General features: G+C 70.4%; 25 protein-coding genes and 4 pseudogenes. 18 read left to right on the top strand and 11 right to left on the bottom strand.

Translation table 11 applies throughout. The features are described 5' to 3' along the window. Window positions 1-3 precede the first annotated feature (3 nt). The 3 genes from ACTWJ9_RS13795 (at window position 4) to ACTWJ9_RS13785 (ending at window position 2,426) form a co-directional block, all read left to right on the top strand. A complete protein-coding gene (locus tag ACTWJ9_RS13795; protein WP_387039552.1) occupies window positions 4-213 on the top strand; it encodes a hypothetical protein in 210 nt (69 codons plus the stop codon). Between the two features lie 195 nt (window positions 214-408). Continuing rightward, complete coding sequence (locus ACTWJ9_RS13790) at window positions 409-672, top strand: UBP-type zinc finger domain-containing protein (RefSeq protein WP_109377547.1); 264 nt, start codon at window positions 409-411, stop codon at window positions 670-672. Then, window positions 672-2,426 carry an FAD-dependent oxidoreductase gene (locus ACTWJ9_RS13785; RefSeq protein WP_387039532.1) on the top strand — a complete coding sequence of 585 codons (1,755 nt, stop codon included), beginning with the start codon at window positions 672-674 and terminating at the stop codon, window positions 2,424-2,426. The genes ACTWJ9_RS13790 and ACTWJ9_RS13785 overlap by 1 nt, the downstream gene beginning before the upstream one ends. Window positions 2,427-2,521: 95 nt before the next feature. Here the strand turns inward: ACTWJ9_RS13785 and ACTWJ9_RS13780 are convergent, their stop codons facing one another. The 6 genes from ACTWJ9_RS13780 to ACTWJ9_RS13755 form a co-directional block, all read right to left on the bottom strand. Further along, window positions 2,522-3,697: a zinc-dependent alcohol dehydrogenase gene (locus tag ACTWJ9_RS13780; protein WP_387039534.1), complete on the bottom strand. Its 1,176-nt coding sequence runs from the start codon at window positions 3,695-3,697 to the stop codon at window positions 2,522-2,524. Continuing rightward, window positions 3,694-4,632, bottom strand: coding sequence for an SRPBCC family protein (locus ACTWJ9_RS13775; RefSeq protein ID WP_384211577.1), 939 nt, complete (start codon window positions 4,630-4,632; stop codon window positions 3,694-3,696). Before ACTWJ9_RS13775 ends, ACTWJ9_RS13780 begins: the two co-directional genes overlap by 4 nt. A 447-nt stretch (window positions 4,633-5,079) precedes the next feature. Beyond that, window positions 5,080-6,255: a glutathione-independent formaldehyde dehydrogenase gene (locus ACTWJ9_RS13770; RefSeq protein WP_384211574.1), complete on the bottom strand. Its 1,176-nt coding sequence runs from the start codon at window positions 6,253-6,255 to the stop codon at window positions 5,080-5,082. Between the two features lie 256 nt (window positions 6,256-6,511). Continuing rightward, window positions 6,512-7,633, bottom strand: a complete 1,122-nt coding sequence (locus ACTWJ9_RS13765; RefSeq protein WP_384211572.1) for a hypothetical protein — start codon at window positions 7,631-7,633, stop codon at window positions 6,512-6,514. 863 nt (window positions 7,634-8,496) lie between these two features. After that, window positions 8,497-9,903 carry a condensation domain-containing protein gene (locus ACTWJ9_RS13760; RefSeq protein WP_279334543.1) on the bottom strand — a complete coding sequence of 469 codons (1,407 nt, stop codon included), beginning with the start codon at window positions 9,901-9,903 and terminating at the stop codon, window positions 8,497-8,499. A 177-nt stretch (window positions 9,904-10,080) separates the two neighbouring features. Beyond that, the gene (locus tag ACTWJ9_RS13755) at window positions 10,081-10,440 is read right to left on the bottom strand and encodes a PLD nuclease N-terminal domain-containing protein (RefSeq protein WP_279334542.1); all 360 of its coding nucleotides are present in this window, start codon (window positions 10,438-10,440) and stop codon (window positions 10,081-10,083) included. 87 nt (window positions 10,441-10,527) lie between these two features. Between ACTWJ9_RS13755 and ACTWJ9_RS13750 the strand changes: the two genes are divergently transcribed. Next, window positions 10,528-11,979 carry a menaquinone biosynthesis decarboxylase gene (locus tag ACTWJ9_RS13750; protein ID WP_279334541.1) on the top strand — a complete coding sequence of 484 codons (1,452 nt, stop codon included), beginning with the start codon at window positions 10,528-10,530 and terminating at the stop codon, window positions 11,977-11,979. Next, window positions 11,976-12,881, top strand: a complete 906-nt coding sequence (gene mqnP, locus ACTWJ9_RS13745; RefSeq protein WP_384212409.1) for a menaquinone biosynthesis prenyltransferase MqnP — start codon at window positions 11,976-11,978, stop codon at window positions 12,879-12,881. The genes ACTWJ9_RS13750 and mqnP overlap by 4 nt, the downstream gene beginning before the upstream one ends. A gap of 204 nt (window positions 12,882-13,085) precedes the next feature. Here the strand turns inward: mqnP and ACTWJ9_RS13740 are convergent, their stop codons facing one another. Continuing rightward, window positions 13,086-13,361: a GntR family transcriptional regulator gene (locus tag ACTWJ9_RS13740; protein WP_387039542.1), complete on the bottom strand. Its 276-nt coding sequence runs from the start codon at window positions 13,359-13,361 to the stop codon at window positions 13,086-13,088. Window positions 13,362-13,512: 151 nt separating this feature from the next. Between ACTWJ9_RS13740 and ACTWJ9_RS13735 the strand changes: the two genes are divergently transcribed. After that, on the top strand, window positions 13,513-13,839 hold the full coding sequence (locus ACTWJ9_RS13735) for a hypothetical protein (RefSeq protein ID WP_443295758.1): 327 nt from the start codon (window positions 13,513-13,515) through the stop codon (window positions 13,837-13,839). Beyond that, complete coding sequence (locus tag ACTWJ9_RS13730) at window positions 13,836-14,123, top strand: hypothetical protein (protein WP_443295757.1); 288 nt, start codon at window positions 13,836-13,838, stop codon at window positions 14,121-14,123. Before ACTWJ9_RS13735 ends, ACTWJ9_RS13730 begins: the two co-directional genes overlap by 4 nt. 36 nt (window positions 14,124-14,159) lie before the next feature. Here ACTWJ9_RS13730 and ACTWJ9_RS13725 read toward each other — a convergent pair whose 3' ends face one another. Then, window positions 14,160-14,765, bottom strand: coding sequence for a rhomboid family intramembrane serine protease (locus tag ACTWJ9_RS13725; protein ID WP_388704764.1), 606 nt, complete (start codon window positions 14,763-14,765; stop codon window positions 14,160-14,162). A 70-nt stretch (window positions 14,766-14,835) separates the two neighbouring features. Between ACTWJ9_RS13725 and ACTWJ9_RS13720 the strand changes: the two genes are divergently transcribed. From ACTWJ9_RS13720 to ACTWJ9_RS13685, 8 genes and pseudogenes are all read left to right on the top strand, one after another. After that, entirely contained in the window at window positions 14,836-15,543 is a 708-nt protein-coding gene (locus tag ACTWJ9_RS13720) for a UbiX family flavin prenyltransferase (RefSeq protein WP_279334536.1), read from the top strand. A gap of 160 nt (window positions 15,544-15,703) precedes the next feature. Beyond that, window positions 15,704-16,162 (top strand): Lrp/AsnC family transcriptional regulator, encoded by a 459-nt coding sequence (locus ACTWJ9_RS13715; protein ID WP_279334535.1) that lies wholly within the window; start codon window positions 15,704-15,706, stop codon window positions 16,160-16,162. A gap of 75 nt (window positions 16,163-16,237) precedes the next feature. Further along, entirely contained in the window at window positions 16,238-17,401 is a 1,164-nt protein-coding gene (mqnE, locus tag ACTWJ9_RS13710; protein ID WP_279334534.1) for an aminofutalosine synthase MqnE, read from the top strand. A 51-nt stretch (window positions 17,402-17,452) separates the two neighbouring features. Beyond that, window positions 17,453-17,977: a GNAT family N-acetyltransferase gene (locus tag ACTWJ9_RS13705; protein ID WP_279334533.1), complete on the top strand. Its 525-nt coding sequence runs from the start codon at window positions 17,453-17,455 to the stop codon at window positions 17,975-17,977. Between the two features lie 92 nt (window positions 17,978-18,069). Next, window positions 18,070-18,402 (top strand): DUF4229 domain-containing protein, encoded by a 333-nt coding sequence (locus ACTWJ9_RS13700; protein ID WP_279334532.1) that lies wholly within the window; start codon window positions 18,070-18,072, stop codon window positions 18,400-18,402. A 170-nt stretch (window positions 18,403-18,572) separates the two neighbouring features. Continuing rightward, complete coding sequence (locus tag ACTWJ9_RS13695) at window positions 18,573-18,674, top strand: putative leader peptide (protein ID WP_341483685.1); 102 nt, start codon at window positions 18,573-18,575, stop codon at window positions 18,672-18,674. Window positions 18,675-18,813: 139 nt separating this feature from the next. Continuing rightward, complete coding sequence (locus ACTWJ9_RS13690) at window positions 18,814-20,136, top strand: dicarboxylate/amino acid:cation symporter (RefSeq protein WP_388704756.1); 1,323 nt, start codon at window positions 18,814-18,816, stop codon at window positions 20,134-20,136. Between the two features lie 132 nt (window positions 20,137-20,268). After that, window positions 20,269-21,047, top strand: a pseudogene (locus ACTWJ9_RS13685) (TetR/AcrR family transcriptional regulator). On the opposite strand, the pseudogene ACTWJ9_RS13680 reads toward ACTWJ9_RS13685, so the two are convergent. The 3 genes and pseudogenes from ACTWJ9_RS13680 to ACTWJ9_RS13670 form a co-directional block, all read right to left on the bottom strand. Beyond that, window positions 20,994-21,190, bottom strand: a pseudogene (locus ACTWJ9_RS13680) (hypothetical protein); the annotation flags it as partial. The pseudogenes ACTWJ9_RS13685 and ACTWJ9_RS13680 overlap by 54 nt on opposite strands. A gap of 134 nt (window positions 21,191-21,324) precedes the next feature. Then, window positions 21,325-21,441 (bottom strand): annotated as a pseudogene (locus ACTWJ9_RS13675) (SAM-dependent methyltransferase); the annotation flags it as partial. A gap of 161 nt (window positions 21,442-21,602) precedes the next feature. Further along, on the bottom strand, window positions 21,603-21,806 hold the full coding sequence (locus ACTWJ9_RS13670) for a cold-shock protein (RefSeq protein ID WP_003992177.1): 204 nt from the start codon (window positions 21,804-21,806) through the stop codon (window positions 21,603-21,605). A 411-nt stretch (window positions 21,807-22,217) separates the two neighbouring features. Here ACTWJ9_RS13670 and ACTWJ9_RS13665 point away from each other — a divergent pair, with 411 nt between their 5' ends. The 3 genes and pseudogenes from ACTWJ9_RS13665 (at window position 22,218) to ACTWJ9_RS13655 (ending at window position 24,407) form a co-directional block, all read left to right on the top strand. Then, window positions 22,218-23,066 carry a menaquinone biosynthetic enzyme MqnA/MqnD family protein gene (locus ACTWJ9_RS13665; RefSeq protein ID WP_384212759.1) on the top strand — a complete coding sequence of 283 codons (849 nt, stop codon included), beginning with the start codon at window positions 22,218-22,220 and terminating at the stop codon, window positions 23,064-23,066. An 81-nt stretch (window positions 23,067-23,147) separates the two neighbouring features. Then, window positions 23,148-24,014 (top strand): annotated as a pseudogene (locus tag ACTWJ9_RS13660) (serine/threonine-protein kinase); the annotation flags it as partial. A 189-nt stretch (window positions 24,015-24,203) separates the two neighbouring features. Then, a complete protein-coding gene (locus ACTWJ9_RS13655) occupies window positions 24,204-24,407 on the top strand; it encodes a hypothetical protein (protein WP_443295756.1) in 204 nt (67 codons plus the stop codon). Window positions 24,408-24,734 lie beyond the last annotated feature (327 nt).

Here is a 24,734-nt window from a genome sequence, read left to right as displayed (position 1 = left end):
ACGATGGACCGGCCACCGCGGGAGCCCCACGAAACCGCAGTACGGAACTGCGCGTCCCTCGGGACCGGACTGCCCGGGGTCTTCGCGGCGGGCGACGTCCGCCGCGGCTCCGCGAAGCGGGTCGCCTCCGCGGTCGGCGAGGGAGCGATGGCCGTCCATCACGTCCACGAGCACCTCGGCCATACCGCCGCCGGCTCGGCGATCGAGGTGTGAACCATGACCGCCTCCACGGAAACAGGCACCTTCGCCCGACCAGTCCGCCGCGCCGGGCGAAGAAGGCGGTACTGCCGCGAACCCACGAAAAGACGGAGGTGATGGGCGATGACCTTGCCCGTCCGGAGCCACCGCAGTGGAGGAGATCATCGCGGGCCGCGGCTGAGTGGTCCCATTCACGGAAGGAGAACCCTCATGGCCACGATTCCCGACCCGCACCTGGCGATGGTGCGCCCAGTGACGCCGCGTACCCCGGAGGGCTGCGAGGAGTGCCTCATGGAGCATTCCCCGTGGGTGCACCTGCGGCTCTGCCTCACCTGCGGGCACGTCGGCTGCTGCGACTCCTCGCCCCTCAAGCACGCCAGGCGGCACGCGGGCAGCGCCGGTCACCCCGTCGTGCAGTCCTTCCAGCCGGGAGAGGACTGGCGCTGGTGCTACGTCCACGAGGTCCTGGTCTGATGAGCGCGGCCGAGCACAAGCATGGTGCGGTCCGCGAGACACCGGACCGGTACGGGGCGTTCCCGCGCCTGACACCGGAGCAGCTCCAGCACCTGACCGCGCACGGTGAGCGCCGCAGGACCGCCGAGGGCGAGGTGCTGTACCGGGAGGGCGAGCCGTTCCGGGAGTTCCTCGCGATCCTCAGCGGGACCGTCGAGATCCTCCATGACCACGGCGGGCCCGACGAGCGCACGGTGGCGGTGCACGGACCCGGCAGGTTCCTGGGTGAACTCGGGCTGCTGGAGGGCCAGGCGGCGTTCGACACCGCCGTGGTGCGCGGGGCGGGCGAGATCCTGGCCGTACCGGTGGAGCGGCAACGCGCCCTGGTCGGCCGCGACCCCGTTCTCGGCGACCTGATCCTCCGCGCTTACCTGGGCCGCAGGTATCTGCTCATCGGCCTCGGCGCCGGCTTCCGGATCCTGGGGTCGTGTTATTCACCGGACACGCTGCGGCTGCGTGAGTTCGCCGCCCGCAACCGGCTGCCCCACCGCTGGGTGGATCTGGAGAAGGACAAGGAGGCGGAGGCGCTGCTGCGTCGGTTCGCCATCCGTCCCGAGGAGACTCCGGTAGTCCTCTGGGAGGGCGAGCGGGTGCTGCGCAATCCGAGCAACGCCGAACTCGCCCGGCTCATCGGGCTGCCCGCCCCCTCACCGGAGGCCGGGCGGTACGACGTCATGGTGGTCGGTGCGGGCCCCGCGGGACTCGCCGCCGCCGTGTACGGTGCCTCCGACGGCCTCACCACGGTCACCGTCGACGCCGTGGCCACCGGAGGCCAGGCCGGTACCTCGTCTCGAATCGAGAACTACCTTGGCTTCCCGTCGGGCATCTCCGGGGGCGAGCTCATCGAACGCGCGGTGCTCCAGGCCCACAAGTTCGGCGCCCGCCTCATGGTGCCGGCCCAGGTCAGCGGGCTCACCCCGCAGGACGACGAGTACGTAGTCACCTTCACAGACGGGTCCCGGGCCCGGGCGGGCGCCGTGGTGCTCGCCGCGGGCGTGTGGTACCGCAGGCTCGAGGTGCCTGGCATCGACCGCCTGGAGGGTATCAGCGTCTACTACGCGGCGACGGTCCACGAGGCCAGTCTCTGCCAGGCGGACCCGGTCGCCGTGGTCGGCGGCGGGAACTCCGCCGGGCAGGCGGCGCTGTTCCTCGCGAACCACGCGTCCAGGGTCCACCTCCTCGTCCGGGGCGGTGACCTCAACGCGGACATGTCGCGCTACCTGGTGGACCAGGTGGAACGGCACCCGAAGATCGAGGTACTGCTCCACACCGAAGTCCGGGGCGTCTCCGGGGAGGAGAAGCTGGAGTCGCTGATCGTGGAGGACAACGCAAGCAGTGAGCGCCGGGAGCTGCGGGCCGCGGCGCTGTTCGTGTTCATCGGGGCCCGGCCGCGCACGGAATGGCTCAGGGGCGTGCTGGCCCTGGACGAGAAGGGCTTCGTCCTCACCGGCGCCGACGCCCAGGCGGCGGCCGACGCGACCCGGTGGGCCTCGCTCGGCCGTGGTCCTTTGCTGCTGGAGACCACCCTTCCCGGGGTCTTCGCCGCCGGCGACGTCAGGAGCGGCTCGGTCAAACGGGTGGCCTCGGCGGCCGGTGAGGGTGCCATGGCGATCCGCCTCGTGCACGAGCACCGGGAGCAGACGGGCAACCTGGTTCGCACCGCTGGCCCCGAGGGGCGTCGGCCGGTGGCGGGCCAGTCCGTGTCCTGGCGCTGACCCTCCCCCTGACGGACCCCGGAGGCGGCCCGACCCACCACACGGTCGTCCTCCCAGCCGGCGCCCAGCGCACCGCTGACGGTTCCGCGCGGCCCTCACGGCGTGAGGACGACCTTCTCGCAGCGGTCCTTCTTGTTCTTGAACAGGTCGTAGCCGGTCACTGCCTCGCTCAGGGGCAGCCGGTGGGTGATGACCCTGGTGGGGTCGATCTTGCCCTGCTCGATCAGACCCAGCAGCGGCTTCATGTACTTCTGCACGTGGCACTGCCCGGTGCGCAGGGTCAGGGACCTGTTCATCCAGGCACCCGCCGGGAACTTGTCGATCAGCCCGCCGTAGACGCCGATGACCGACACCACGCCGCCGCTCCGGCAGGACAGGATGGCCTGGCGCAGAGCGTGTGGCCGGTCGGTCTCGGAGCGGACCGCCTGCTTGGCCCGGTCGTAGAGGTGCACGTGGGAGGCACCGTGTGTGGCCTCCAGCCCGACCGCGTCGATGCACTTGTCGGGGCCCCGGCCGCCGGTGAGTTCGAGCAGTGCCGACCGTACGTCGGTGTCTTCGAAGTCGATGGTCGTGTACCCCTGGGTGGCGGCCATGTCGAGCCGGTAGGTCTCCTTGTCGATCGCGATGACCTTCTCCGCGCCCAGGACCCGGGCGCTGTCCATGGCGAACTGGCCGACCGGCCCGGCGCCCCAGACGGCGACGGCGTCACCTTCCTGGATGTCGCACATGTCGGCGCCCATGTACCCGGTCGGCAGGATGTCGGACAGGAACAGCACCTGCTTGTCGCTGAGGTCCGACTCGATTTTGAGGGCGTTGGCGTCGGCGAGCACCACCCGGGCGTGCTCGGCCTGGCCGCCGGCGAAGCCACCGGTGAGGTGGGAGTAGCCGTAGATGCCGGCGGTGGGGTGACCGAAGAACTTCTCCGACATGCCGGCGTTGGGGTTGCTGTTCTCGCAGCACGAGTACAGCTCCGCGCGGCACGCCCCGCAGGCGCCGCAGGCGATCGGGAAGGGCACGACGACCCGGTCGCCGACGCGCAGTTTGTCATCGCTGATGCCGGGGCCGACCTCGACGACATCCCCCATGAACTCATGGCCCATGATGTCGCCCTTTTCCATGGTGGGGACGTAGCCGTCGAGCAGATGGAGGTCGGAGCCGCAGATCGCCGTCGAGGTGATCTTCACGATGGCGTCGCGGCTGTTCAGGATCGACGGTTCGGGGACGTCCTGCACCTCGACCGAGTTGCGTCCCGTCCAGCAGTTCGCCTTCATGCCAGGGCCTCCTTCAGTTCGTCCTCGGTCAGCGGTCGGGCCGGGTGCTGCGGGAACTCCCCGCGGGCCCGCTTGCCGCCGGGTGCGCCCTCGGAGCGGACGACCTCGCCGGTCTCCGCGATCTGCTTGAAGCGGCGCAGGTCGTCGTCCAACTGCTGGTGCGGTTCCTCGCCGAAGTAGCGCGCCGCGGCCTCGCCCAGCGCCCCGCCGGGCAGGTCGTAGCGCAGGGTCACCCGGATCTCCGTGCCCCGGTCGCCGGGGGCAGGCACGAAGCGGACCTCGCCGGAGTTGCCGATGTCGGCACCGTCTGCCGACCGCCAGGCGATCAGCCGGCCGGGGACGTCCTGAGTGGTCTCGGCGTCCCATTCGACCGCCTTGCCGAACGGCGCGCCGGCCCGCCAGTGGGTGGTGCGCGGGCCGGTGACGCGCACCTCGTCCACGTGCGCCATGAAGTCCGGCAGTCGCTCCAGGTCGCTCCAGAGGCCGTAGGCCTCGTCCGGGGGCCGGGTGACGGTGGTGGCCGCGGTCAGTTCCATAGGGGTGCTCCCACGGGTGCGGGTCACGGCCGCGTAGACGTCCGTGGCCGTGATGGCGGTGACCGCGGCGGTCGCGGCGACGGTGCGGCCGAGGCCGCGGCCGTTGTGGTTCTTCAGGGCCCGGGCCAGCGCCGCCAGGTCCATGAGGTCGCCGCCGACGCGGCCCCAGAGCCAGGCCGGATAGGGCCGCCCCAGCAGCCCGGTCGCCGCCGCCAGCTCGCGCACTCCGACGGCGGTCGTGGCCGAGCGGTGCCGGGAGGTGTCGCCCACACCCAGTGCCCGGGCGAAGCCTGCCGGGGCGACGACCTGGGGCACGCCCAGGAGCGCACTGCCCCAGCCGAGGCCACGTACGAGCGGATCGTGCCGGAGGCGGGAGGTGGAGCGGGTGTCTGTTTTCATGAGCGCTCCCCACGTGCGGTGAGGTGAACGGAAGGCGTCGGGTCACTCGAGCGAGAAGGCGAAGCGCGCATAGCAGACGACTCCGGAGTTTCCGCTTGGCCCGCATACAATCCTCAACTCCCGTCACCCGAACCGGCGCAGCCGTCCGGTCGCGGCGTGGACGTGACGCGCGCCATGGGCTTGACGGGTGTTATCACCGGCGAATCCATGGCTTTGACTTCAGGAGCGGGTTCAGACCCGGCCTGTCGAGTACGCGCCCGTCAAGCTGGGCGGGCGGGGTCCGCCATCCGTCCTACCGGGCCGGACGCGGCCGATCGCCGCTGGTTCAGGTCCGACCGGGGCGCAGGCGACAACTGCCCGTCCAACCCCGGCCGAAGCCAGGGCCGATAGCCGCCCGTCCCCCGGACCGGTCCGGGGGAGCCAGGCGGACGGCGGCCCTGGGGTCCCTCACCGCTTGTGGCCGTTGCCGTGTCCGTCGGGATGCAGGACCACCTTGGTCCAGCCCTCGTCACGGGCGTCGAAGTGCTCGTAGGCGGTGGGGGCCTCGTCCAGGCTGAGCTCGTGGGAGACGACGAAGCTCGGCTTCGCCTTCTCGCCGGCGATCAGGTCCCGCAGCGCCCGGTTGTACTTCTTCACCGGCGCCTGCCCGGTGCCCATGTGCTGGCCCTTGAACCACATCATGCCGAAGTCGATCGGGACCTTGCCCTGTGCCTCCAGCTCCCCCTGGGCCTCCGCGCCGCCGGGGTCCTGGGGCAGGAACACGCCCACCACGCCGATGTCGCCGGTGAACCTGACCGAGTCGATCAGGCCGTTGAGCGTGAGGCTGGCGTCCTCGTGTCCCTCGGGGTCGTGCGCCTGGTAGCCGACGCATTCACAGCCGTTGTCGGCGCCCAGACCGAGGGTGGCCTCCTTGACGACCTCCGCCGGCTTCTGCTCGGCGGTGTTGATCGGGATGGCCCCGATCTCCTCCGCCTTGCGCAGCCGGTCGGGCTGGTGGTCGGCCACCCAGACGCGGCCGGCGCCCTTGAGGAGGGCCGAGTAGGCCGCCATCAGCCCGACGGGACCGGCCCCGAAGACGATTGTTTGGTCACCCGGTTTGACGCCTGCCATCTCGGTGGCGTGATACCCGGTGGGGAAGATGTCGGCGAGCATCACGTAGTCGGTCTGCCGGTCGGCGGCATCCTCGCCCAGACGCAGCGCGTTGAAGTCGCCGTAGGGCACGCGCAGCAGCTCCGCCTGGCCGCCCTGGTAGGGGCCCATGTCGGCGAATCCGTAGGCGGCTCCGGCGAGGGCCGGTTCCGGCTGCATGGTCAGGCAGTAGTTGGTCAGACCCCGCTCGCACTGCTTGCAGAAGCCGCAGGCGATGTTGAAGGGCAGGACCACGTACTCGCCGACCTGGACCTTGCGCACGGCCGAGCCGACCTCCACGACCTGGCCCATGTTCTCGTGTCCCAGGGCGCGGCCGGACTCGAACGAGGTGCGGCCCTCGTACATGTGCAGGTCCGAACCGCAGATGTTGGTAGTGGTGATCTTGACGATGATGTCGCAGGGGTGTTCGATCTTCGCGTCCGGTACGTCCTTCACCGTGACCGTTCGCGGTCCTTCATATACCGCTGCTTTCATGATTGCTTCCTTCGGTGCCCCGGCATGACCGCGACACGGCGGCGATGGAGGCGGCGCAAAGAGCCCAGCTCCCGGAAGTTGGTACGACGGGGTCCGCGGCTCCGGCACGCCTCTGCGGGCCGTTCACCCGGATCAGGTGGAACGGTGGTGCCGCCGCCGGCCCGCCAGGCGGAGCTCCGGCGGCATAGCGTCCGGGTCCCCGTCGGCCCCCGACGCGAAACGACCACGCACCGATCGATCAGCTGATGAAAACGAACTAGTCACCGTGGTCGTCCTGCAGCACGCGGCGACGTTCCTGTTCGCGCTTGGAGTAGGCGGCTGCCCGGATCGCCTCGTCGCTCTCCAAGCCTGATCCCAGCGCGCCGCCCACCGTGGCGACCGAAGCGACGAACCAGGACAACGTCCAGTACTCCGTGGCGTGCAGCGGGGTTCGCGTCATGGAAGCGAACACTTGGTCGTTGAGGATGAAGAGCGCCCACACCAAGTTGATGACCATCAAACCCACGTAGCAGACGAGCACCCCGATACCCACAGTCACGACCGTCGAGGCGTTGTAGAGCCTGGCCCTCTGCCTTGCCTCCGGTGAGCCTTCTGTTGATCGATGCCACAGCTCCCCGTCTACGATCAGCCAGCCGATCATGAGCCCGACCGACCCGACCATGGCGATCACGAGGCGTGGCGCGCTCAGGGCCTCAGCGAGGCTCCAGGTGGTGGAGTCCAGGGTGGCGATGGCCCCCGTGGCGAGTGCGGCCGCCAGGGCTTTCGACAGACCCGGCACCAACCGCCACGGCCGGTTGGCGCGGACCATACCGACGAGCACTCGCAGGTAACCGCGTGGCCCGCTGACGACGTACCGCAGATCGGCGGTCTCCTGTTCACCGACCGGGCCCGGATGGATAGGCACAAGACGACCGGCAAAGGGCCCCAGAAGCGGCTGACTCTGCGGAGGTCCTTCAGCCCCAGTGGCTCGCGGACCCGCCAAGCTGAGCACGGCTTCTTCCACCGCCCGCCGGGCCCTCGTCTGCAGACGCAGGCCCCCCAGCGAAGGGAGGGAGAGCAGCGCCAGGCCGTGTTCGTGACTCAGATCCACAGCGAGCTTGCGCCCGTGTGAGTGCAGCGGAAGGTCGGTGAGGGCCACGACGATGTCCCAGTTCTCCGCACCTCCGCGGTCCATCATCCGGCGCATCAAGGTGGGCGGGTCCTCCGTCCCCGAGGTGAAGGGCTCACTGACCACCTCGACCTCGAACCGTCGCCCCTGGCCCGACTTGTCGGCGAGCCGATCAGGCAGTGTCCGGGCCATGCGCTGCGCGATCTCCGTCGGCGCGTCCGGATCCGCCAGGAGAGCCACGACCGTAACGCCCTGCGACGACACCCGCATGACCGGACCCTTCTCGTCGGCTGCCCCCGCGATCGCAAGTGCCCACAGGATGCCCCCGGGGTGGCGTCGGCGCCGCGTGACACGCTGGCCTCCGCCGGCAGGTGCGGGCGGTACGTCCGGATCTCCTCGTCCTCCCAGCACAGGGCCTGCTCCCACCACCGGGCCGCGATCGCGTCCGCCACCGCGAACACCCGCTCAGGCGCCACCCCGGCCCGCACCACACGCCGCGCCACCGGCCGCCCGTTCGGTGTCCAACCCGGAAGGACGGATCGGTCCGTGCCCACTGCACGTCAGACAACGGCACACCCGAACCAACGACCGGCTGATCCAAACGAAACGGCCCAGCCGCCCAGCTCGAACGTATTCAGCACACACGAGGTCGAGAAAGCTCGTGCACACGTGAGAACTTGGGAGCACCTTTTCGCAGCCCACGCGCCCCACCGCCGACGTTACCGCAGGTCACGACCCTCACCTGGGGAAACTCCTGGAAGCGGGTGTCGCAGATAGGGCGCTTCGACAGCGCAGGCGACCTCGGCCACGCAGTAGGTGCGGCTCGGCCGCTCCAGGGCACATCCAGGGCACATGAGCCTGAAAAACGGCGTTGACCGGTGAGAACTACGTAGAAAAGTTTTCCCAGGTCAACGCACATTCCCCCATAAGACCCCAGGCCAGCGCCCCGCCCCTCCCATTCGCTGCACGAGTGGCAGGACTTCAGCCACCGCCTGCACGAGGCGGGACACCAGGCGTACTGCCTGGTCTGGCCCTGACCTGGGGTTTCTTACGGCTTGGGCGGGGCTTTCGGGCCCCGCCCTCCGCATGTCCCGAGAGGGCCCTCGGGCGGCCGGGGCACGCCGAGGCCCGGCTCAGGCAGGGCCCTTTTCCCGGGCGGCGCTCGTGACGACGTCCCGCAGCCGCTCCGCGTACAGCCGCAGGTTCTTGTGCGCCATCTCGGTGTCCGGGTGGCGGCTCGCGAACCACAGGCCCTCCCGGAGCCGGGTGACCCACGCGCACACCTGGTCGCCGTACGACACCCTGAGCAGCCCGTACGCGTTCAGGTCGGTCCAGCGGTCGGAACCGGGGATGTCGCGGGAGTCCGTGTACGAGACGATCGAGTACAGGTCCGGGGAGGTGGGACGGAAGTCCGTGCCGAGCAGGCGCAGCACCCGGTCGATGGGCATCCGGGACAGCCGCCGGTTGGCGTGCAGCGCCTCGCGCACGGTGCGCAGCGCGCTCGGGAAGTCGGTCGCCCGCTCCACGGGGATCTCGATCGGCGCGCCGCCGACGTACCAGCCCACGGACTGCGACCACCGGGACCTGGTCCGGGTGTGGAACGGCACGACCGTGCGGTAGACGGGCTCCCCGCCGATCTCGTGGACGATGAGCGCGGTGGCGGCCAGGATGCCGACCAGGCTGCCGCCCTGGGGACGGCAGTACGCCTCGAACCCGGCGGCGTCGGCCGCGCCCACGAGCGGCTCCCGCATGAGCCTCTGCTCGGGCAGCCCGCCACCGGGCGTCAGGCCGAGGTCGACGGGGAAGGAGGGCAGCCGCCCGTCGCACCGCTGGATGAACTCCCGCCAGCGGCCGACGATGTCGTGGGTGCCGTCGATCCGGTCCGCCTCCGCCCGCTCGGCCTGGCAGAAGTCGACGTAGCTGCCGACCGGGGGACGTTCCACGGCCCGGCCCGTGAGGCCGGCCGCGTACAGCTCGTGGATCTCGGCGGGGATGCGGTAGAGGGAGTAGGCGTCGACGTTGCTGTGGTCGAAGGCCATGTACACGCTGGTGCCGTCGTCGTGGACGACCGCCGTGTAGATGAGGTTGGGCCAGCGCAGCGCGTCCGCCGTCGTGTCGAAGCGGTCCTGGAGGTGGCGGGCCAGCCGGGTCGCGTCCGGGAAGTCGCCGACGTCCTCGCGGTGCAGCGACACCTCCTCCGGCGCGAGCGTGAACCGGCGCATCGGGGCGCCCGCGTCGCCGGTCCAGCGGAAGCCGCTGCGCAACGTCTCGTGCCGCAGCGTCCAGTCGCGCAGGGCCTCCTGCAGCACGTCGAGGTCGACCGGGCCCGGGATGTCGAAGGCCGCGCCGAGCCAGGTCGGCACGAACAGGCCGTCGTCACGGACGGACCGGGCCGTCCTGATGTGGGACTCCTGGATGTATGCCGGTGGCCGCACGTCCTCCGGCAGCACGGCAGCGATGTCCAGGGTCCTTGGACTGAGTGTCCACTCGACGAGCCGTCCCGGCCGGATTCCGCACCGTTGGATGTCGGTCATTCGCACGGGGGCGTCTCCGTTCGCAGGTGAGACAGACCCGATCAGGGGAATGCCGTCTCCACGAACTGATACGCGGCGTGTCGGTGCTTTTCGTCGGAACGGATGGTCCCCCGAACGGCGGTGCGAAGGACGCCCGACGCCGTTGGCCGTGTCCTGGCCGACCGGGCTCCGGCCGACCGTGCCCTAGCCGTCCGTGCCCTTGCCCTTGTCGACGTCCTTGTCGCCCTGGCCCTCGTCCGGGTCCCGGTTCTTCTCCTCGTTCAGCGACTTGAGGAAGTCGGGGTTGTCGTCCGGGGCGACCCACTGCTGCCCGCCGCCACCCCGGCTCCAGGCGGAACCGACCTGGCCGCCCGCGCCCATCGGGTGCCGCTTCTTGCCCGCGATGATCCACGAGATGGAGCCGACGAGCGGGAACAGCAGCACGAGGATCGCCCACAGTGGTTTGGGCATGTGACGAATGTCCTCGTCCTTCGTGCTGATGCAGTCGATGAACGCGTAGACGCTCAGCGCGAGGGGAACGAGGAACATCAGCACCCGGAGCATGGGCCTCTCCAGAGAAGGGGTGGTCGGGGACGGCGGCACAGCCCCCAGGTACAGGCCCAGGGTAACCGTTCGGGGATACTTGGCCCCATGGCTTACGACGATCTTCGCTCCCTGCTGAGGGCCCTGGACCGCGAGGGTGACCTCAAGCGCGTCAAGGCAGAGGTCGACCCGCATCTCGAGGTCGGTGAGATCGTCGACCGGGTGCAGAAGGCCGGCGGTCCCGCACTGCTCTTCGAGAACGTGCGCGGCTCGAGCATGCCCCTCGCGATGAATGTGTACGGCACCGACCGCCGGCTGCTGAAGGCGCTCGGCCTGAAGTCGTACAGCGAGATCAGCGAGAAGATCGGCGGTCTGCTCAAACCCGAGCTCCCCCAGGGCTTCATCGGCGTGCGCGAGGCGTTCGGCAAGCTCGGCTCGATGACCCACGTACCGCCGAAGAAGGTGAAGGACGCCCCGGTGCACGAGGTCGTCCTGCACGGCGACGACGTGGACCTCGACCAGCTTCCCGCGCTGTTCACCTGGCCCAAGGACGGCGGCTCCTTCTTCAACCTGGGCCTCACCCACACCAAGGACCCCGAGACGGGCATCCGCAACCTCGGCCTGTACCGGCTCCAGCGCCACGACAAGCGCACCATCGGCATGCACTGGCAGATCCACAAGGACAGCCGCAACCACTACCAGGTGGCCGCCCGGCGCGGTGAGCGGCTCCCGGTCGCCATCGCCTTCGGCTGCCCGCCCGCCGTGACGTACGCCTCCACGGCGCCGCTCCCCGGCGACATCGACGAGTACCTGTTCGCCGGGTTCGTACAGGGCAGGCGGATCGAGATGGTCGACTGCAAGACGGTCCCGCTCCAGGTCCCGGCGCAGGCCGAGGTCGTCATCGAGGGCTGGCTGGAGCCGGGGGAGATGCTCCCCGAGGGCCCGTTCGGCGACCACACCGGCTTCTACACGCCGCAGGAGCCGTTCCCCGCCCTGAAGATCGACTGCGTCACCATGCGCAAGCGCCCGCTGCTCCAGTCGATCGTGGTCGGCCGGCCGCCGACGGAGGACGGTCCGCTGGGCCGCGCCACCGAGCGCTTCTTCCTCCCCCTCCTCAAGATCATCATCCCGGACATCGTGGACTACCACCTCCCCGAGGCGGGCGGCTTCCACAACTGCGCGATCATCTCGATCGACAAGAAGTACCCCAAGCACGCCCAGAAGGTGATGCACGCGGTCTGGGGCGCCCACATGATGTCGCTGACCAAGCTGATCGTGGTCGTCGACTCCGACTGCGACGTGCACGACCTGCACGAGGTCGCCTGGCGCGCGCTCGGCAACACCGACTACGCCCGCGACCTCAGCCTCGTCGAAGGCCCCGTCGACCATCTCGACCACGCCTCCTACCAGCAGTTCTGGGGCGGCAAGGCGGGCATCGACGCGACGAAGAAGTGGCCCGAGGAGGGATACACGCGCGACGGCGGCTGGCCCGACATGGTCGAGTCCGACCCGGCCACGGCGGCGCTGGTCGACCGCCGCTGGAAGGAGTACGGACTGTGACGTCGGCCTCCGCCGCGCTACCGCGGCAGCCGGGGCGCACGAGGGCGTTCCTGCGCCTGGTGATGATCGAGCACTCGGTCTTCGCCCTACCCTTCGCCTACATCGCGGCCCTCACCGCGATGTACGAGTGGGACGGGAACATCCACTGGGGCCGGCTGCTCCTGGTCACGATCGCCATGGTCGGCCTGCGCACCTTCGCGATGGCCGCCAACCGGATCATCGACCGCGAGATCGACGCCCGTAACCCGCGCACCGCGCACCGCGAACTGGTCACCGGCGCGGTGTCGGTGAAGCACGCGTGGACCGGCGCGCTGATCGCCCTCGTGGTGTTCCTGGCCGCGGCGGCCCTGCTCAACCCGCTCTGCCTGGCCCTCGCGCCCATCGCGGTGATCCCGATGGTGGTCTATCCGTACGGCAAGCGGTTCACCGACTTCCCGCAGGCCATACTGGGCCTCGCCCAGGCCATGGGGCCGATCGGCGGCTGGCTGGCGATCACCGGCACCTGGTCCTGGGAGGCGGTCGTCCTCGGCCTCGCGGTCGGCATCTGGATCGGCGGCTTCGACCTGATCTACGCCTGCCAGGACGTCGAATCCGACCGCGAGGTCGGCGTGAAGTCGGTCCCGGCCCGCTTCGGCGTCCCGGCCGCGGTCTGGGGCGCCCGCGCCTGCCACGCCGTGACGACGGCCCTGTTCGTCTGGTACGCGCTCCTCACCGACGCCGGAGCCTTCTTCTGGCTCGGCCTGCTGATCGTCGCGGCCGCCTTCGTCTACGAGCACACCATCGTCCGCCCGACCGACCTGACCCGCCTGAACCGGGCGTTCTTCAGCGTCAACGGCTTCATCGGCATCGCGCTTTTCGTCTGCGCGCTGCTCGATCTGCTGGTGCGGGGGCTGACCCCCTAGCGGAAACCTCGCAAGGAACAGGGCCCGGGCGGGAGCGGGGCCTTGCTGAAAAGCGTGAGCAGTCGGCCGGTGAATGTCACATTGGCGCTCAGACGAGCGGCAGATGGGCAGTTGCGGCCGGAGTGCTCACGCTTTTTTGGTGCGGTGTGTCCCCCGGAGCGAAGGACGGCATCCTTGGCCGCACCGGTGCCGGGGCTTCGCGCGTCAGGTGGTGGTCTCTTCCTCGGCGCGGGTGTTCCTGAGGATGTCCAGGGCGTCTGCGGTGACGAAGGAACCCATGCCGGGTTCGGTGTAGAGGAGCCCCTCCCGCTTGAGGCCGACGTTGACCTTCTGAGCCGTGGCTGTGGCGATGCCGAACTCCTCCACGATCTGCTGCACCGAGGGGACGCGCGTGCGTGGCGGATAGACGCCTTCTTCGATACGTGACCGGATTACGGCGGCCACTTGCCGCCAGCGGGGGATCTCGGGTTCGAACTCCATCACCGCGCCATCCTCTGTCTGGCACGACTGCTAGTCGATCTGTAGTTCCCCTAGAATACATAGTGGACTTGCAGTACTGTCGCGACGAAAGACCCCGGCGACGGATTGCGGCCGTCCCGGGGCACGGCACCAGCCAACAAGGAGCTGACGCGTGTCCGAGCCTATCCCTGCCCTCCTGCCCTGTGCGGCCCTCTTCCTCGCATCCGCCGCGGTCCTGCTCGCCCTCGCCCGTACGGTGCTGCCCGCCCCGCCGGAGCAGGCAGCCGGACGGCACAGGCGCACCGTGCCGACCCTGGTGCACCGGACCGGTGTGTGCCCCCGGCGGCCGGAGGAGCCGCTCGCCGGTGAGGACACCCGGGCGGTGCGCCCGTACGTCGTCGCCGCCGAGCAGGCGGCCCGGCGGCGGGAGGCGGAGCTCGTGGCACTGGGGCCGGCCGGGCACGGCCCGTACGTGATGTACGGGGTGGAGGTCGCATGACGGCCGAGCCGGCGTCCGGAGAGAGGCGCGAGCCGCGCCTTCTGCCCTGGTGCGGTTCTGACGGCAAGCGCGCCTACGTCATCGCCGATCCGGCGCGGCCCGGACCCGTCTCGCGCCGCGCCGACGCGGTGGAGGCCACCCAGCTGGAGATGGCGGCCGTGCTGCTGGGGCACGCCCGGCACCTGGTGGACGAGGCGGGTCCGGCGGAGCTGCGGTATCTCGTGGCCGAGCTGACGCGGGCGCTCACCGACACCCTGCGTATCGCGCTGCGCGTGAGGTCCTGAGGGCACCGGAGCACACGGAGCCCTCAGCGCGCCGCCTCACACGGGGAGCGCGTCCCGGCGTTCGGGGGTGCGGCGGAACAGGAAGGCCGCGGCCACGCCGGCCAGCAGGCCGATGAGGTGGCCCTGCCAGCTGACGCCGGCCTGGCCGGGGGCGATGCCCGCGAGGATCGAGCCGCCCCAGACCGCGCCGACCAGCACCCCGACGACGACGCCCATCGGCCGGCGCTCCACGAAGCCGCTGCACAGCAGGAAGCCGAAGAGGCCGAAGATCAGGCCGGAGGCGCCCGCCGTGTTGGTGTGCGCCGGGGCTATGAGCCACACCCCCAGCCCGTCGGCGACGATGATCAGCGCGCACACGGCGGCGAACCGGCGCAGGCCGCCCAGGGCGGCGAGGAAGCCGAGCACCAGCAGCGGCAGGCTGTTCGCCGCGACATGGGCGAAGCCGAAGTGGATGAAGGCGGAGGGGACGACGTCGGTCAGCTCCGAGACCGTGCGCGGTACGACGCCGAAGTCGTCCAGCGCGTGGCCCAAGACGGTGTCGACCACTTCCAGCAGCCACAGCAGCGCCACCCAGGCCGCCATCACCACGGCCGCCGTCTTCGCCCGCTCGCGTCCCGACCACGATGAACCGGTGTTGGACACGGCAACCCCCTCCGTCTGAATCGTCCGCCTGGGGAACGGGCCGACCCCCTTGCCCGGTTCCCACCCCACCATGCCGGATAGGCTCGGTGTCGTGAACCACCTCAAGCCAGGAGAGACGACCCGGACGCCTTGGATCCTGGGGGTGTCCGGCGCTTCCGGCACGCCGTATGCGGCTGCCGTGCTCCGTGCGCTCCTCCAGGCGGGAGAGAGCGTCGACCTCGTCGTCAGCCGTGCCTCGCGACTCACCCTGCTGGACGAGACCGGCATCTCCTTCAGGGACGCCCACTGGCGCGACGACCTGCGGGAATGGCTGTCCCGGGGGGCGGACGGCAAGCCCGGCACCTTCGCCGTGGACCTCGACGGCGTACGGCACTGGGCCGCCGGCGACCTCGCGGCGGGCCCCTCCTCCGGCTCGTATCCGCACAAGGGGATGCTGATCGTGCCCGCCTCCACGGCCTGTGTGGCCGGGGTGGCGCTCGGGCTGTCCAAGGACCTGCTGCAGCGGGCGGCGAGCGTGACCCTGAAGGAGGGGCGCAAGCTGGTCGTGGCCGTCCGGGAGACCCCGTTGAACGGCCAGACCCTGCGGCACCTGGTCACCCTCGACGACGCGGGCGCGGCCGTGGTGCCCGCCTCGCCGGGCTTCTACGCGGGCGCGACGCACATCCAGGACCTGGTGGACTTCGTCGCCGGACGCGTGCTCGACGCGGCGGGCGTCGAGCACCGGCTCTACCGCCGGTGGAAGGGCGAACTCGGCGGCGGGTCCGCCCGGACCGAGTGAGTCCGAGGAGGCCGGAGGTTCCCTGGAGCCCTTCGAGTCCATGAAGCCCGACGCGACACCAGCAGCCACGGCAGCACCCACAGCACCCACAGCACCACCACTCGAACCACCTCTCAGCTCTCAGCAAACTCCAGACTCTTCAGCGGAAGGCTTCGATCGCATGGACGCGGTGGACAGGCAGCTCATCCAGGCCCTGAGAGAGAACGGCCGTGCCTCCTACGCCGAGCTGGGGCGCCTCGTCGGACTGTCGGGCCCCAGCGTCACCGACCGCATCAACCGGCTGGAGGCGGCCGGCGTGATCACCGGCTACCGCGCCACCGTGGACGCCGCCTCGCTCGGCCTCGGGGTGACGGCCCTGATCGGCATCTCGCTCTCCGACGCCGCCGACCACGAGGATGTGGCGCAGCGGCTGAAGGACCTGAGGGAGATCGAGGACTGCTGGTTCATCGCCGGCGAGGACTCCTACATGCTCAAGGTGCGGGCGGCCGACGTGGACGGGCTGGAGCGGACCATCCGCCGGCTGTCCGGCACCAAGGGCGTCTCCCGGACCCGGAGCACCATCGTGCTCTCCACGAAGTGGGAGAACCGCGTCGGTGAGCTGCCCGAAGAGGTCCGGTAGCCGGGGCGTTACGGTGGGCGGAGTCTGTCGCAGGATCCCCCGGGGGAACGGGGAAACTCAGAAAGAGGTATCGGCATGGACGTCGGGCTCAAGCGCGAGCTGGAGGAGAAGGTCCGCTCCGGTGAGCGGCTGTCCCGCGAGGACGGCATCGCGCTGTACGAGTCGGACGACCTGGCCTGGCTGGGCGGGCTGGCGCACGAGGTGCGGACGCGGAAGAACGGCGACGTCGTCCACTTCAACGTCAACCGCCACCTCAACATGACCAACGTGTGCACCGCCTCCTGCGCGTACTGCTCCTTCCAGCGCAAGCCGGGGGAGAAGGACGCGTACACGATGCGCATCGAGGAGGCGGTGAGGCTCGCGAAGGAGATGGAGGCGGAGAACCTCACCGAGCTGCACATCGTCAACGGGCTCCACCCGAACCTGCCGTGGCGCTACTACCCGCGTTCCCTGCGCGAGTTGAAGGCCGCGCTGCCGGACGTGTCCCTGAAGGCGTTCACCGCCACCGAGATCCACCACTTCGAGACCATCTCCGGGATGTCCGCCTCCGAGATCCTCGACGAACTGATCGACGCCGGGCTCGAGTCCCTCACCGGCGGCGGCGCGGAGATCTTCGACTGGGAGGTCCGGCAGCACATCGTCGACCACCGCACCCACTGGGAGGACTGGTCGCGGATCCACCGGCTGGCGCACGAGAAGGGGCTGAAGACGCCCTGCACCATGCTCTACGGCCACATCGAGGAGCCCCGCCACCGCGTCGACCACGTGCTGCGGCTGCGTGAACTCCAGGACGAGACCGGCGGTTTCCAGGTCTTCATCCCGCTGCGCTACCAGCACGACTTCGTGGACATGAAGGACGGCAAGGTCCGCAACCGCCTCCAGGCCAGGACGCAGATGGCGACCGGCGCCGAGGCGCTGAAGACGTTCGCCGTCTCCCGGCTCCTCTTCGACAACGTCCCGCACGTCAAGGTCTTCTGGGTGATGCACGGCGTCAACACCGCCCAACTCGCCCTCCAGCACGGCGCGGACGACATGGACGGCTCCGTCGTCGAGTACAAGATCACCCACGACGCGGACGACTTCGGCACGCCGGACAAGCTCACCCGCGAGGACCTGCTGGACCTGATCCGCGACGCCGGCTTCCGCCCGGTGGAGCGCAACACGCGGTACGAGATCATCCGCGAGTACGACGCCGCCGACCCCGCCCGCCGCGAGTCCCCGCAGCCGATGCGGGTCTGAGGGAGACGAGTTTCAAGACGAGTTCCGAAGAGAAGAGGGAGAATCCGTACCGTGCCTCTCGATTTCACGCTGGATCCGCCCGTCACTCCGGAACTCCGTGACGGCATCCTGGAGTTGTGGGTCGACGTCACCGACGCGGGCGGTGCCGTCGGCTTCGTGCCGCCGGTGACGCGGGACGAGGTCCGTCCGGAGCTGGTGCGGCAGTTCGTGGCGATGGCCGAGGAGCGGTCCCGGCTGCTCGTCGGGTACGACGAGGAGGGGCGGGTGGCCGCGACGGCGTTCCTCACCCTCAACGCCCACCGGCTGATGACCCACTGGCTCTGGCTGTACACGGTGATGGTCCACCCCCGCCACCAGGGCAAGGGGTACGGCCGTGACCTGCTCGCCGCCGCGGAACGGGCCGCCCGCACCCTCCCCGGCATCGAGGGGATACGGCTCACCTGCCGCGGCGGGCTCGGCCTGGAGCGGTTCTACGGCTCCTGCGGCTACAAGGAGGTCGGCCGGATCCCCGGCGCGATCCGGGTGGCCCCGGGCGACGAGCGGGACGACGTCGTCATGCTGCTGCCGCTGGCCTGACCCCCGCCCGGGGGCTTCGGGGGTGGGCGTGCTTCACTGGAGGATGTCCCATTGGGACACGTTCTGACCGTTCGTCCGGGAGAGTGGATGAGATGCTCCGCTACACGTTGATGCGCTTCGGGATCTTCGTGGGCTGCCTCCTGGTCGTCTGGGGGCTCGTCTACTCCGGCCTCGCCCCGCGTGGCCTCGGCGACTCCAACGGTCTGTGGATGATCCTGCTCGCCATGCTGATCTCGGCCCCGATCAGCCTCGTCGTGCTGCGCAAGGAACGGGACCGGGCCTCGGAGCGGATCGTGCGGCGGGTCGACCGGGCGAAGGCCAAGCTGGAGGCCGACCGCAACCAGGAGGACGTGGCCGACGACGCGGCCCGCACCCAGACGCAGAGCCAGGCCCAGACCCAGCAGGGGCAGGCACAGACCTCGTAGGCGGTGTGAGGTCCCTCACCCGTGGGCCGCTCCGTCCGCGTCGTCCGACACCCCGGTTTCCGTCAAACCCATGGAAACCGGGGTGCTTTGTGTTGTGTGGGTACTTTTTGATCTCCGCCTCTCAAAGTAAGGCTATGGGAGTCTCAAAGGGCAGGTGTTAAGGTCGAGGGGTGAAGTCAGCAGCCGTGTTCCCCACGCCCCGGAGGGTCCCCCTCGTGGCACGCCTGCACGTGGACCTCTGCCGGGTCACCACCGCGAACTGTCGCCCCTGACGTTTCCGGCGCCCTGACGTCCTGACGCCCACGGAGGCCCGGCCCTCCCGTGCGCGGCACTTCCCACGTCCGCGGCGCTCCGCTGCCCCGGCGCCACCTCCTGTCCTCACGCATCCCCCTTCTCCCCCCCCGACGGAGCATGTCCGTGTCCACGAACACGAAGTCCTTCAGGCTGCCCATAAGGGTCCCCTTCTGGGTCCAGATACTCGCCGGCCTGTTCCTGGGCGTCCTGCTCGGCTGGCTCGGCCGCAGCCAGGACGTCACCTGGCTGGTCACGGCCCTGGAGAAGACCGGTGGCATCTTCATCGGCCTGCTCAAGCTGGCCGTGGCGCCGCTCGTCTTCTTCGCGATCCTGGTCTCCATCACCAACCTGCGGAAGGTCAACAACGCGGCCCGGCTGGCCTCGCGCACCCTCCTCTGGTTCCTGATCACCTCGCTGATCGCGGTGACCGTCGGCCTGGTGATCGGCCTGCTCACCAACCCCGGCGCGGGCACCGGACTCACCCCCGCGGACGGCGGGAAGCCCGAGAAGTCCGGCTCCTGGCTCGACTTCCTCACCGGCATCGTGCCGACCGACGTGATCACACCGTTCACCGAGCTGAACGTGCTGCAGATCGTCTTCCTGGCCGCTGTCGCCGGTATCGCCGCCCTCCAGCTCGGCGAGAAGGCCCAGCCGATCCTCACCCTGAGCGAGTCCGTCCTCGAACTCCTCCAGAAGGCGCTGTGGTGGGTCATCCGCCTCGCCCCGCTCGGCACCCTCGGCCTCATCGGAAACGCCATCGCGACCTACGGATGGGACCTGATCGGCCAGTACGCGACCTTCACCGCCGACGTCTACATCGGCTGCCTGATCATCCTGTTCGGCGTCTACCCGGCGCTGCTCGCGGGCGTCGCCAAGGTCAACCCGGTCCAGTTCTTCAAGGGTGCCTGGCCCGCGATCCAGCTGGCCTTCGTCTCCCGCTCCTCCGTCGGCACCATGCCGCTCACCCAGAAGGTCACCGAGCGCCTCGGCGTGCCCAAGGAGTACGCGTCGTTCGCCGTCCCGTTCGGGGCGACCACGAAGATGGACGGCTGCGCCGCGGTCTACCCCGCCATCGCCGCGATCTTCGTCGCCCAGATCTTCGACGTCCCGCTGGGCGTGGGCGACTACCTGCTGATCGCCTTCGTCTCGGTGGTCGGCTCCGCCGCCACAGCCGGCCTCACCGGCGCGACGGTGATGCTGACCCTCACCCTCTCCACGCTCGGCCTGCCCCTGGAGGGCGTCGGCCTGCTCCTCGCCATCGACCCGATCGTGGACATGATCCGCACCGCGACCAACGTCGCCGGGCAGGCGCTGGTCCCGGTCGTCGTCTCCGCGCGCGAGGGTCTGCTCGACCGTGACGCCTACGACTCGGTCCACTCCTCGCCCGTCGACACCACCCTGGCCGAGGAGTCCGGGCGGGTGTCGGCCGCCGCGGCCTGACCGGCACCGGACGCCCCGCGCGACGGGCGCCCCGCACGACGGGCGCGTCCCGACGTGCCCGGGGCGTCCGTCGCCCCGTGGTGTCCTCCCGGCGGGACCGGGAGGACACCACGGGCTCGTGGGGTGGCCCGTATGGGTGCCGTGAAGAGCAAGCGGATGCCGCGGGCGGTCCGCGAACAGCAGATGCTGGACTCTGCCGTACGGACCTTCGGTCGACGCGGGTACACGGCCGCGTCGATGGACGAGATCGCCGAACTGACGGGTGTGTCCAAGCCGTTGGTCTACCTGTAGCTGAACTCCGAGGAAGAGCTGTTCACCGCGTGCATCCGCCGTGAGGCGACGGCGCTCGTCGAGGCGGTGCGCGCGGACGCGAGCCCGGGGCTGCCCGCGGACCGCCCACTCTGGTCGGGCCTGACGGCGTTCTTCACCCACACCGCCCGGCACCCGGACGCCTGGGCCGTACTGCACCTCCAGGCCCGCACGCACGGCGAGGTCTTCGCCGCCGAGGTCGCCACGATGCGCGCGGAGATCGTGGCCTTCGTGACCGAGCTGATCCTCGCCGCAGCCCGCGAGGCGCTCCCCCACGTCCTCGACTTTGCTCGAGCAGGGGGGACCCCCATGAACCCGGACCTCCCCGAGGGTGAGGTCTCCGGGCTGGCGGAGGCCCTGGTCGGTGCCGCCGAGGCGCTCGCCGACCGGGCCAACGCCACCCCGGCGTCACGGCCCGGCAGGCGTCGGCCATCCTGATGAACTTCTCCCGGGAAGGGCTGGGCGACCTGATGGCGGGCCGCCGCTGGTCACCGGCCGAGGGCGGGGACGGTGCGGAGGGCAGTGGCGTCGACGCAGGCCCGGTCAGCTCACACCGGGCGGACCTCCCCGGTCAGGTGAAGGCGGTCGCCGGGGCCGCGTAGAGCGAAGCATCCGTCCTGAGCCCCGTACGTCACCGCGCCCGGAGCAGGACCGGTGCCTTGAACCCGGCGCGTACCACCACCGCCTCCGGGAAGCCGTGCCCGGCGAGGCAGCGGGCCACCGTCCACCTGCCGTGCGCGACCGCGCCGCCCCTCCGGTCTCGCCCCGGCACGGTGGGAGAACTGGCTTCGCACACCCCCTGATCTCCCCGTGCCACGGTCCTGGGCGACGGCCGCGCCTACGGCTCCGCACTGATCACCCTGGACCTCGGCGGCATCACCCACGGGCGCCGTATGAGGGGAGGTCCGGCTCCAGCGTCGAGCCCTGTTCGAAACGCAGGCCCGGGTTCTCGCGGCGGGCGATCCCGATCATCGATTCCGACAGGTCGAGGCCGAAGGCGCGGGTGGCATCCGTCATGGGCGGGGAGCCCGGCCGCCGCCGCTGACAGGGGAGCGGGTGTGGCTCTGACGCGGGAGCCGGGGAAAAGGCAGGAGCCCCTTTCGCCTGACGGCGCGGGGCTCCTTGGGTACTGCTAGTCGTTCCCGGATCGGCGAGGATCAGACCGGGGTGACGTTCTCCGCCTGCGGACCCTTGGGGCCCTGCGTGACGTCGAAGGACACCTGCTGGTTTTCCTCGAGGGAGCGGAAGCCGCTCGCGTTGATCGCGGAGTAGTGGACGAAGACGTCGGGGCCGCCGCCTTCCTGGGCGATGAAACCAAAGCCCTTTTCGGCGTTGAACCACTTCACGGTTCCGGTAGCCATAAGCCCTCCTTGGGCCCAAAGGGTTGCCCTGCTCCAGAACCCAGCAAGTGTGAAGACCAATTCCGCACAATCGCATCCGTCTGAGAACGACGAGAGCCCGCGGTCACATGCTCCGCAGGCTCTGTACTGCAAGGGAAACCAAACTGCAACTTGCGGACGAGCCTAGCACGCGACCGCCCGCGCGCAATAGAGGTCAAGATCACGTCACCCGAATGTTTCAACGTCACTGCCGTCCCGTGTGGGGGCGGATGTCGAACGGTTGTCGGGCGGATGTCAGGTCGATGGCGGGATGATGGCGGCGGGGCGATGTCAGGCGTATGCCGGACCGGTGCCGGCATATGCCCGAGGGGCGCGGAGTCGATGGCGGGGCCCGGAGCGCTTGCTCCACGGCATGAGGGCTAGCCTCGCGATGTGGACAATCCTCGCACCCGGCCGCGCGTCGGACACATTCAGTTCCTGAACTGCATGCCCCTCTACTGGGGGCTCGCGAGAACGGGCACTCTCCTCGACTTCGAGCTGTCGAAGGACACCCCCGAGAAGCTCAGCGAGAAGCTCGTGCAGGGGGATCTCGACATCGGGCCGATCACCCTGGTCGAGTTCCTCAAGCACGCCGACCAGCTGGTCGCCTTCCCCGACATCGCCGTCGGCTGCGACGGCCCGGTGATGTCGTGTGTGATCGTCTCGCAGGTCCCGCTGGAGCGGCTGGACGGCGCCCGGGTCGCCCTCGGTTCGACCTCGCGCACCTCCGTACGCCTGGCCCAGCTCCTGCTCGCCGAGCGGTACGGCGTGAAGCCCGACTACTACACCTGCCCGCCCGACCTCAGTCTGATGATGCAGGAGGCCGACGCGGCCGTCCTCATCGGCGACGCGGCACTGCGCGCGAACATGGTCGAGGCGCCCCGCTACGGGCTCGACGTGTACGACCTGGGCGCGCTGTGGAAGGAGTGGACGGGGCTGCCGTTCGTGTTCGCCGTCTGGGCGGCGCGTCGCGACTACCTGGAGCGCGAGCCGGCCATCACCCGCCAGGTGCACGAGGCGTTCCTCGCCTCGCGCAACCTCTCCCTGGAGGAGGTCGGCAAGGTCGCCGAACAGGCGGCCCGCTGGGAGGCCTTCGACGAGAAGACCCTGGCCCAGTACTTCACCACCCTCGACTTCAGTTTCGGGCCCCCGCAGCTGGCGGCGGTCACCGAGTTCGCCCGCCGGGTGGGGCCGACGACGGGCTTCGCGGCGGACGTGAAGGTCGACCTGCTGCAGCCGTGAGGACGCCGGGGCCGCCCACTACCCTGCTGAAAGGTTCCCGCGCACGGGCGGGACGGGGGAGGGGTGGACGGGGTGGACTCCATGCGGCCGCTCGACGTCGACGAGCCCGCGGCCGTGGGACCGTACCGGCTGCTCGGCAGACTCGGCGCGGGCGGCATGGGCCGGGTCTACCTGGGCCGCAGCGCCGGCGGCCGCACGGTCGCGGTCAAGATCGTGCACCCGCACTTCGCGCTGGACGAGGAGTTCCGCGCCAGGTTCCGGCGCGAGATCGAGGCCGCGCGCCGGGTGGGCGGCGCCTGGACGGCCCCCGTCCTGGACGCCGACCCCGACGCCCGGGTGCCGTGGGTCGCCACCGCCTACGCGGCGGGCCCGTCCCTCACGTCGGCGGTCACGCACGGCGGCCCGCTGCCCGCCCACACCGTAAGGGCGTTGGGCGCGGGCCTGGGCGAGGCGCTGGCGGCGGTGCACGGACTGGGCCTGGTGCACAGGGACGTGAAGCCGTCGAACGTGCTCCTCACCCTGGACGGCCCGCTGTTGATCGACTTCGGCATCACCCGGGCGATGGACGGCACGGCCTCCCTCACCTCGACCGGCGTGTCCGTCGGTTCGCCCGGCTACATGTCGCCCGAGCAGATCCTGGGCAAGGGAGTCACGGGCGCGGCGGACGTCTTCTCGCTGGGCGCCGTGCTGGCGTACGCGGCGACGGGCGAGCCGCCGTTCCGCGGTGACTCCTCGGCGGCGCTGCTCTACAAGGTCGTCCACGAGCCTCCGGAACTGGGCGACTTGGGCGACCTGGGTGGACGGGACGGCTCGGGCGACCAGGTGCGTGAACTGGTGGCCGCCTGCCTGGACAAGGACCCCGGCGCCCGTCCGACCCCGGCGGAGGTGGCCCGGCGGCTGGCCCCCGAGGGCGGTGCGGCCCGGCTGGTGGCGGGCGGGTGGCTGCCGCACCCTCCCCGTTGCCGGAGCGACGAACACGGCAACAGAAGCCGACGGGGAGGAAGGCCGTCGGCGGTTCAGGCATGACCGCGATCGAGTGTTCACAGGGGTGTTCCACGGCTGCGATGTGATGGCCCACGGTCGGGCGGTGGAGGAGAACGCGGTCGGCTGAGCCGAGAGAGGAAGTGAGAGTGCGCGATGGGTGATCAGAAGGCGGACCTGGCCGCCGGTCTCGACGGCGTCTCACCGGTCGTGCGGGAACTGCTCGCGGCCGGCGGCGCGCCGTACGACTTCACCGGCCGGACCGACGTCCGGGTGGGCGCCGCCCTCACCGGCGTCACCGCCGGCGCGGAGGGTGGCTACGGCACCGCCACCTCCCTCTACGACGGGGGCACCCGGTGATCCCCGAACCCGCCCTCAGACCGGCCGCCTCGCGAGGCCTCGGCCTGGAACGGTGCCACGCCTCCCGGCTGTTCGTGCAGGACGGCGCTCTCGTCCTGCGCACCCGCGGCCGTGCCCGCCGCTTTCCGGTCGGCGAAACCACCGGAATCGCTCGTGCCGTGTTCATCGACGCGGCGGGCATCGACGCGGCGGGCGGGGGCAGGGCGCGCGGGGGACCCGGTCTCCCCGGATCCTGGGGGAGAGGTGCAACCGCAGGACGGGGACGGGGCGCTGATCGGCCGCTTCGACGTCGAGGACTGGCTGCCCGAGGCGCCCGTACCGCCCGCC

It is taken from the genome of Streptomyces sp. GDS52, assembly GCF_052246875.1.
In the GTDB taxonomy this organism is placed as follows: Bacteria; Actinomycetota; Actinomycetes; order Streptomycetales; family Streptomycetaceae; genus Streptomyces; species Streptomyces cathayae.
The sequence above is the reverse complement of the archived record's forward strand: the minus strand, read 5'-3'. Positions and strand labels throughout refer to the sequence as shown.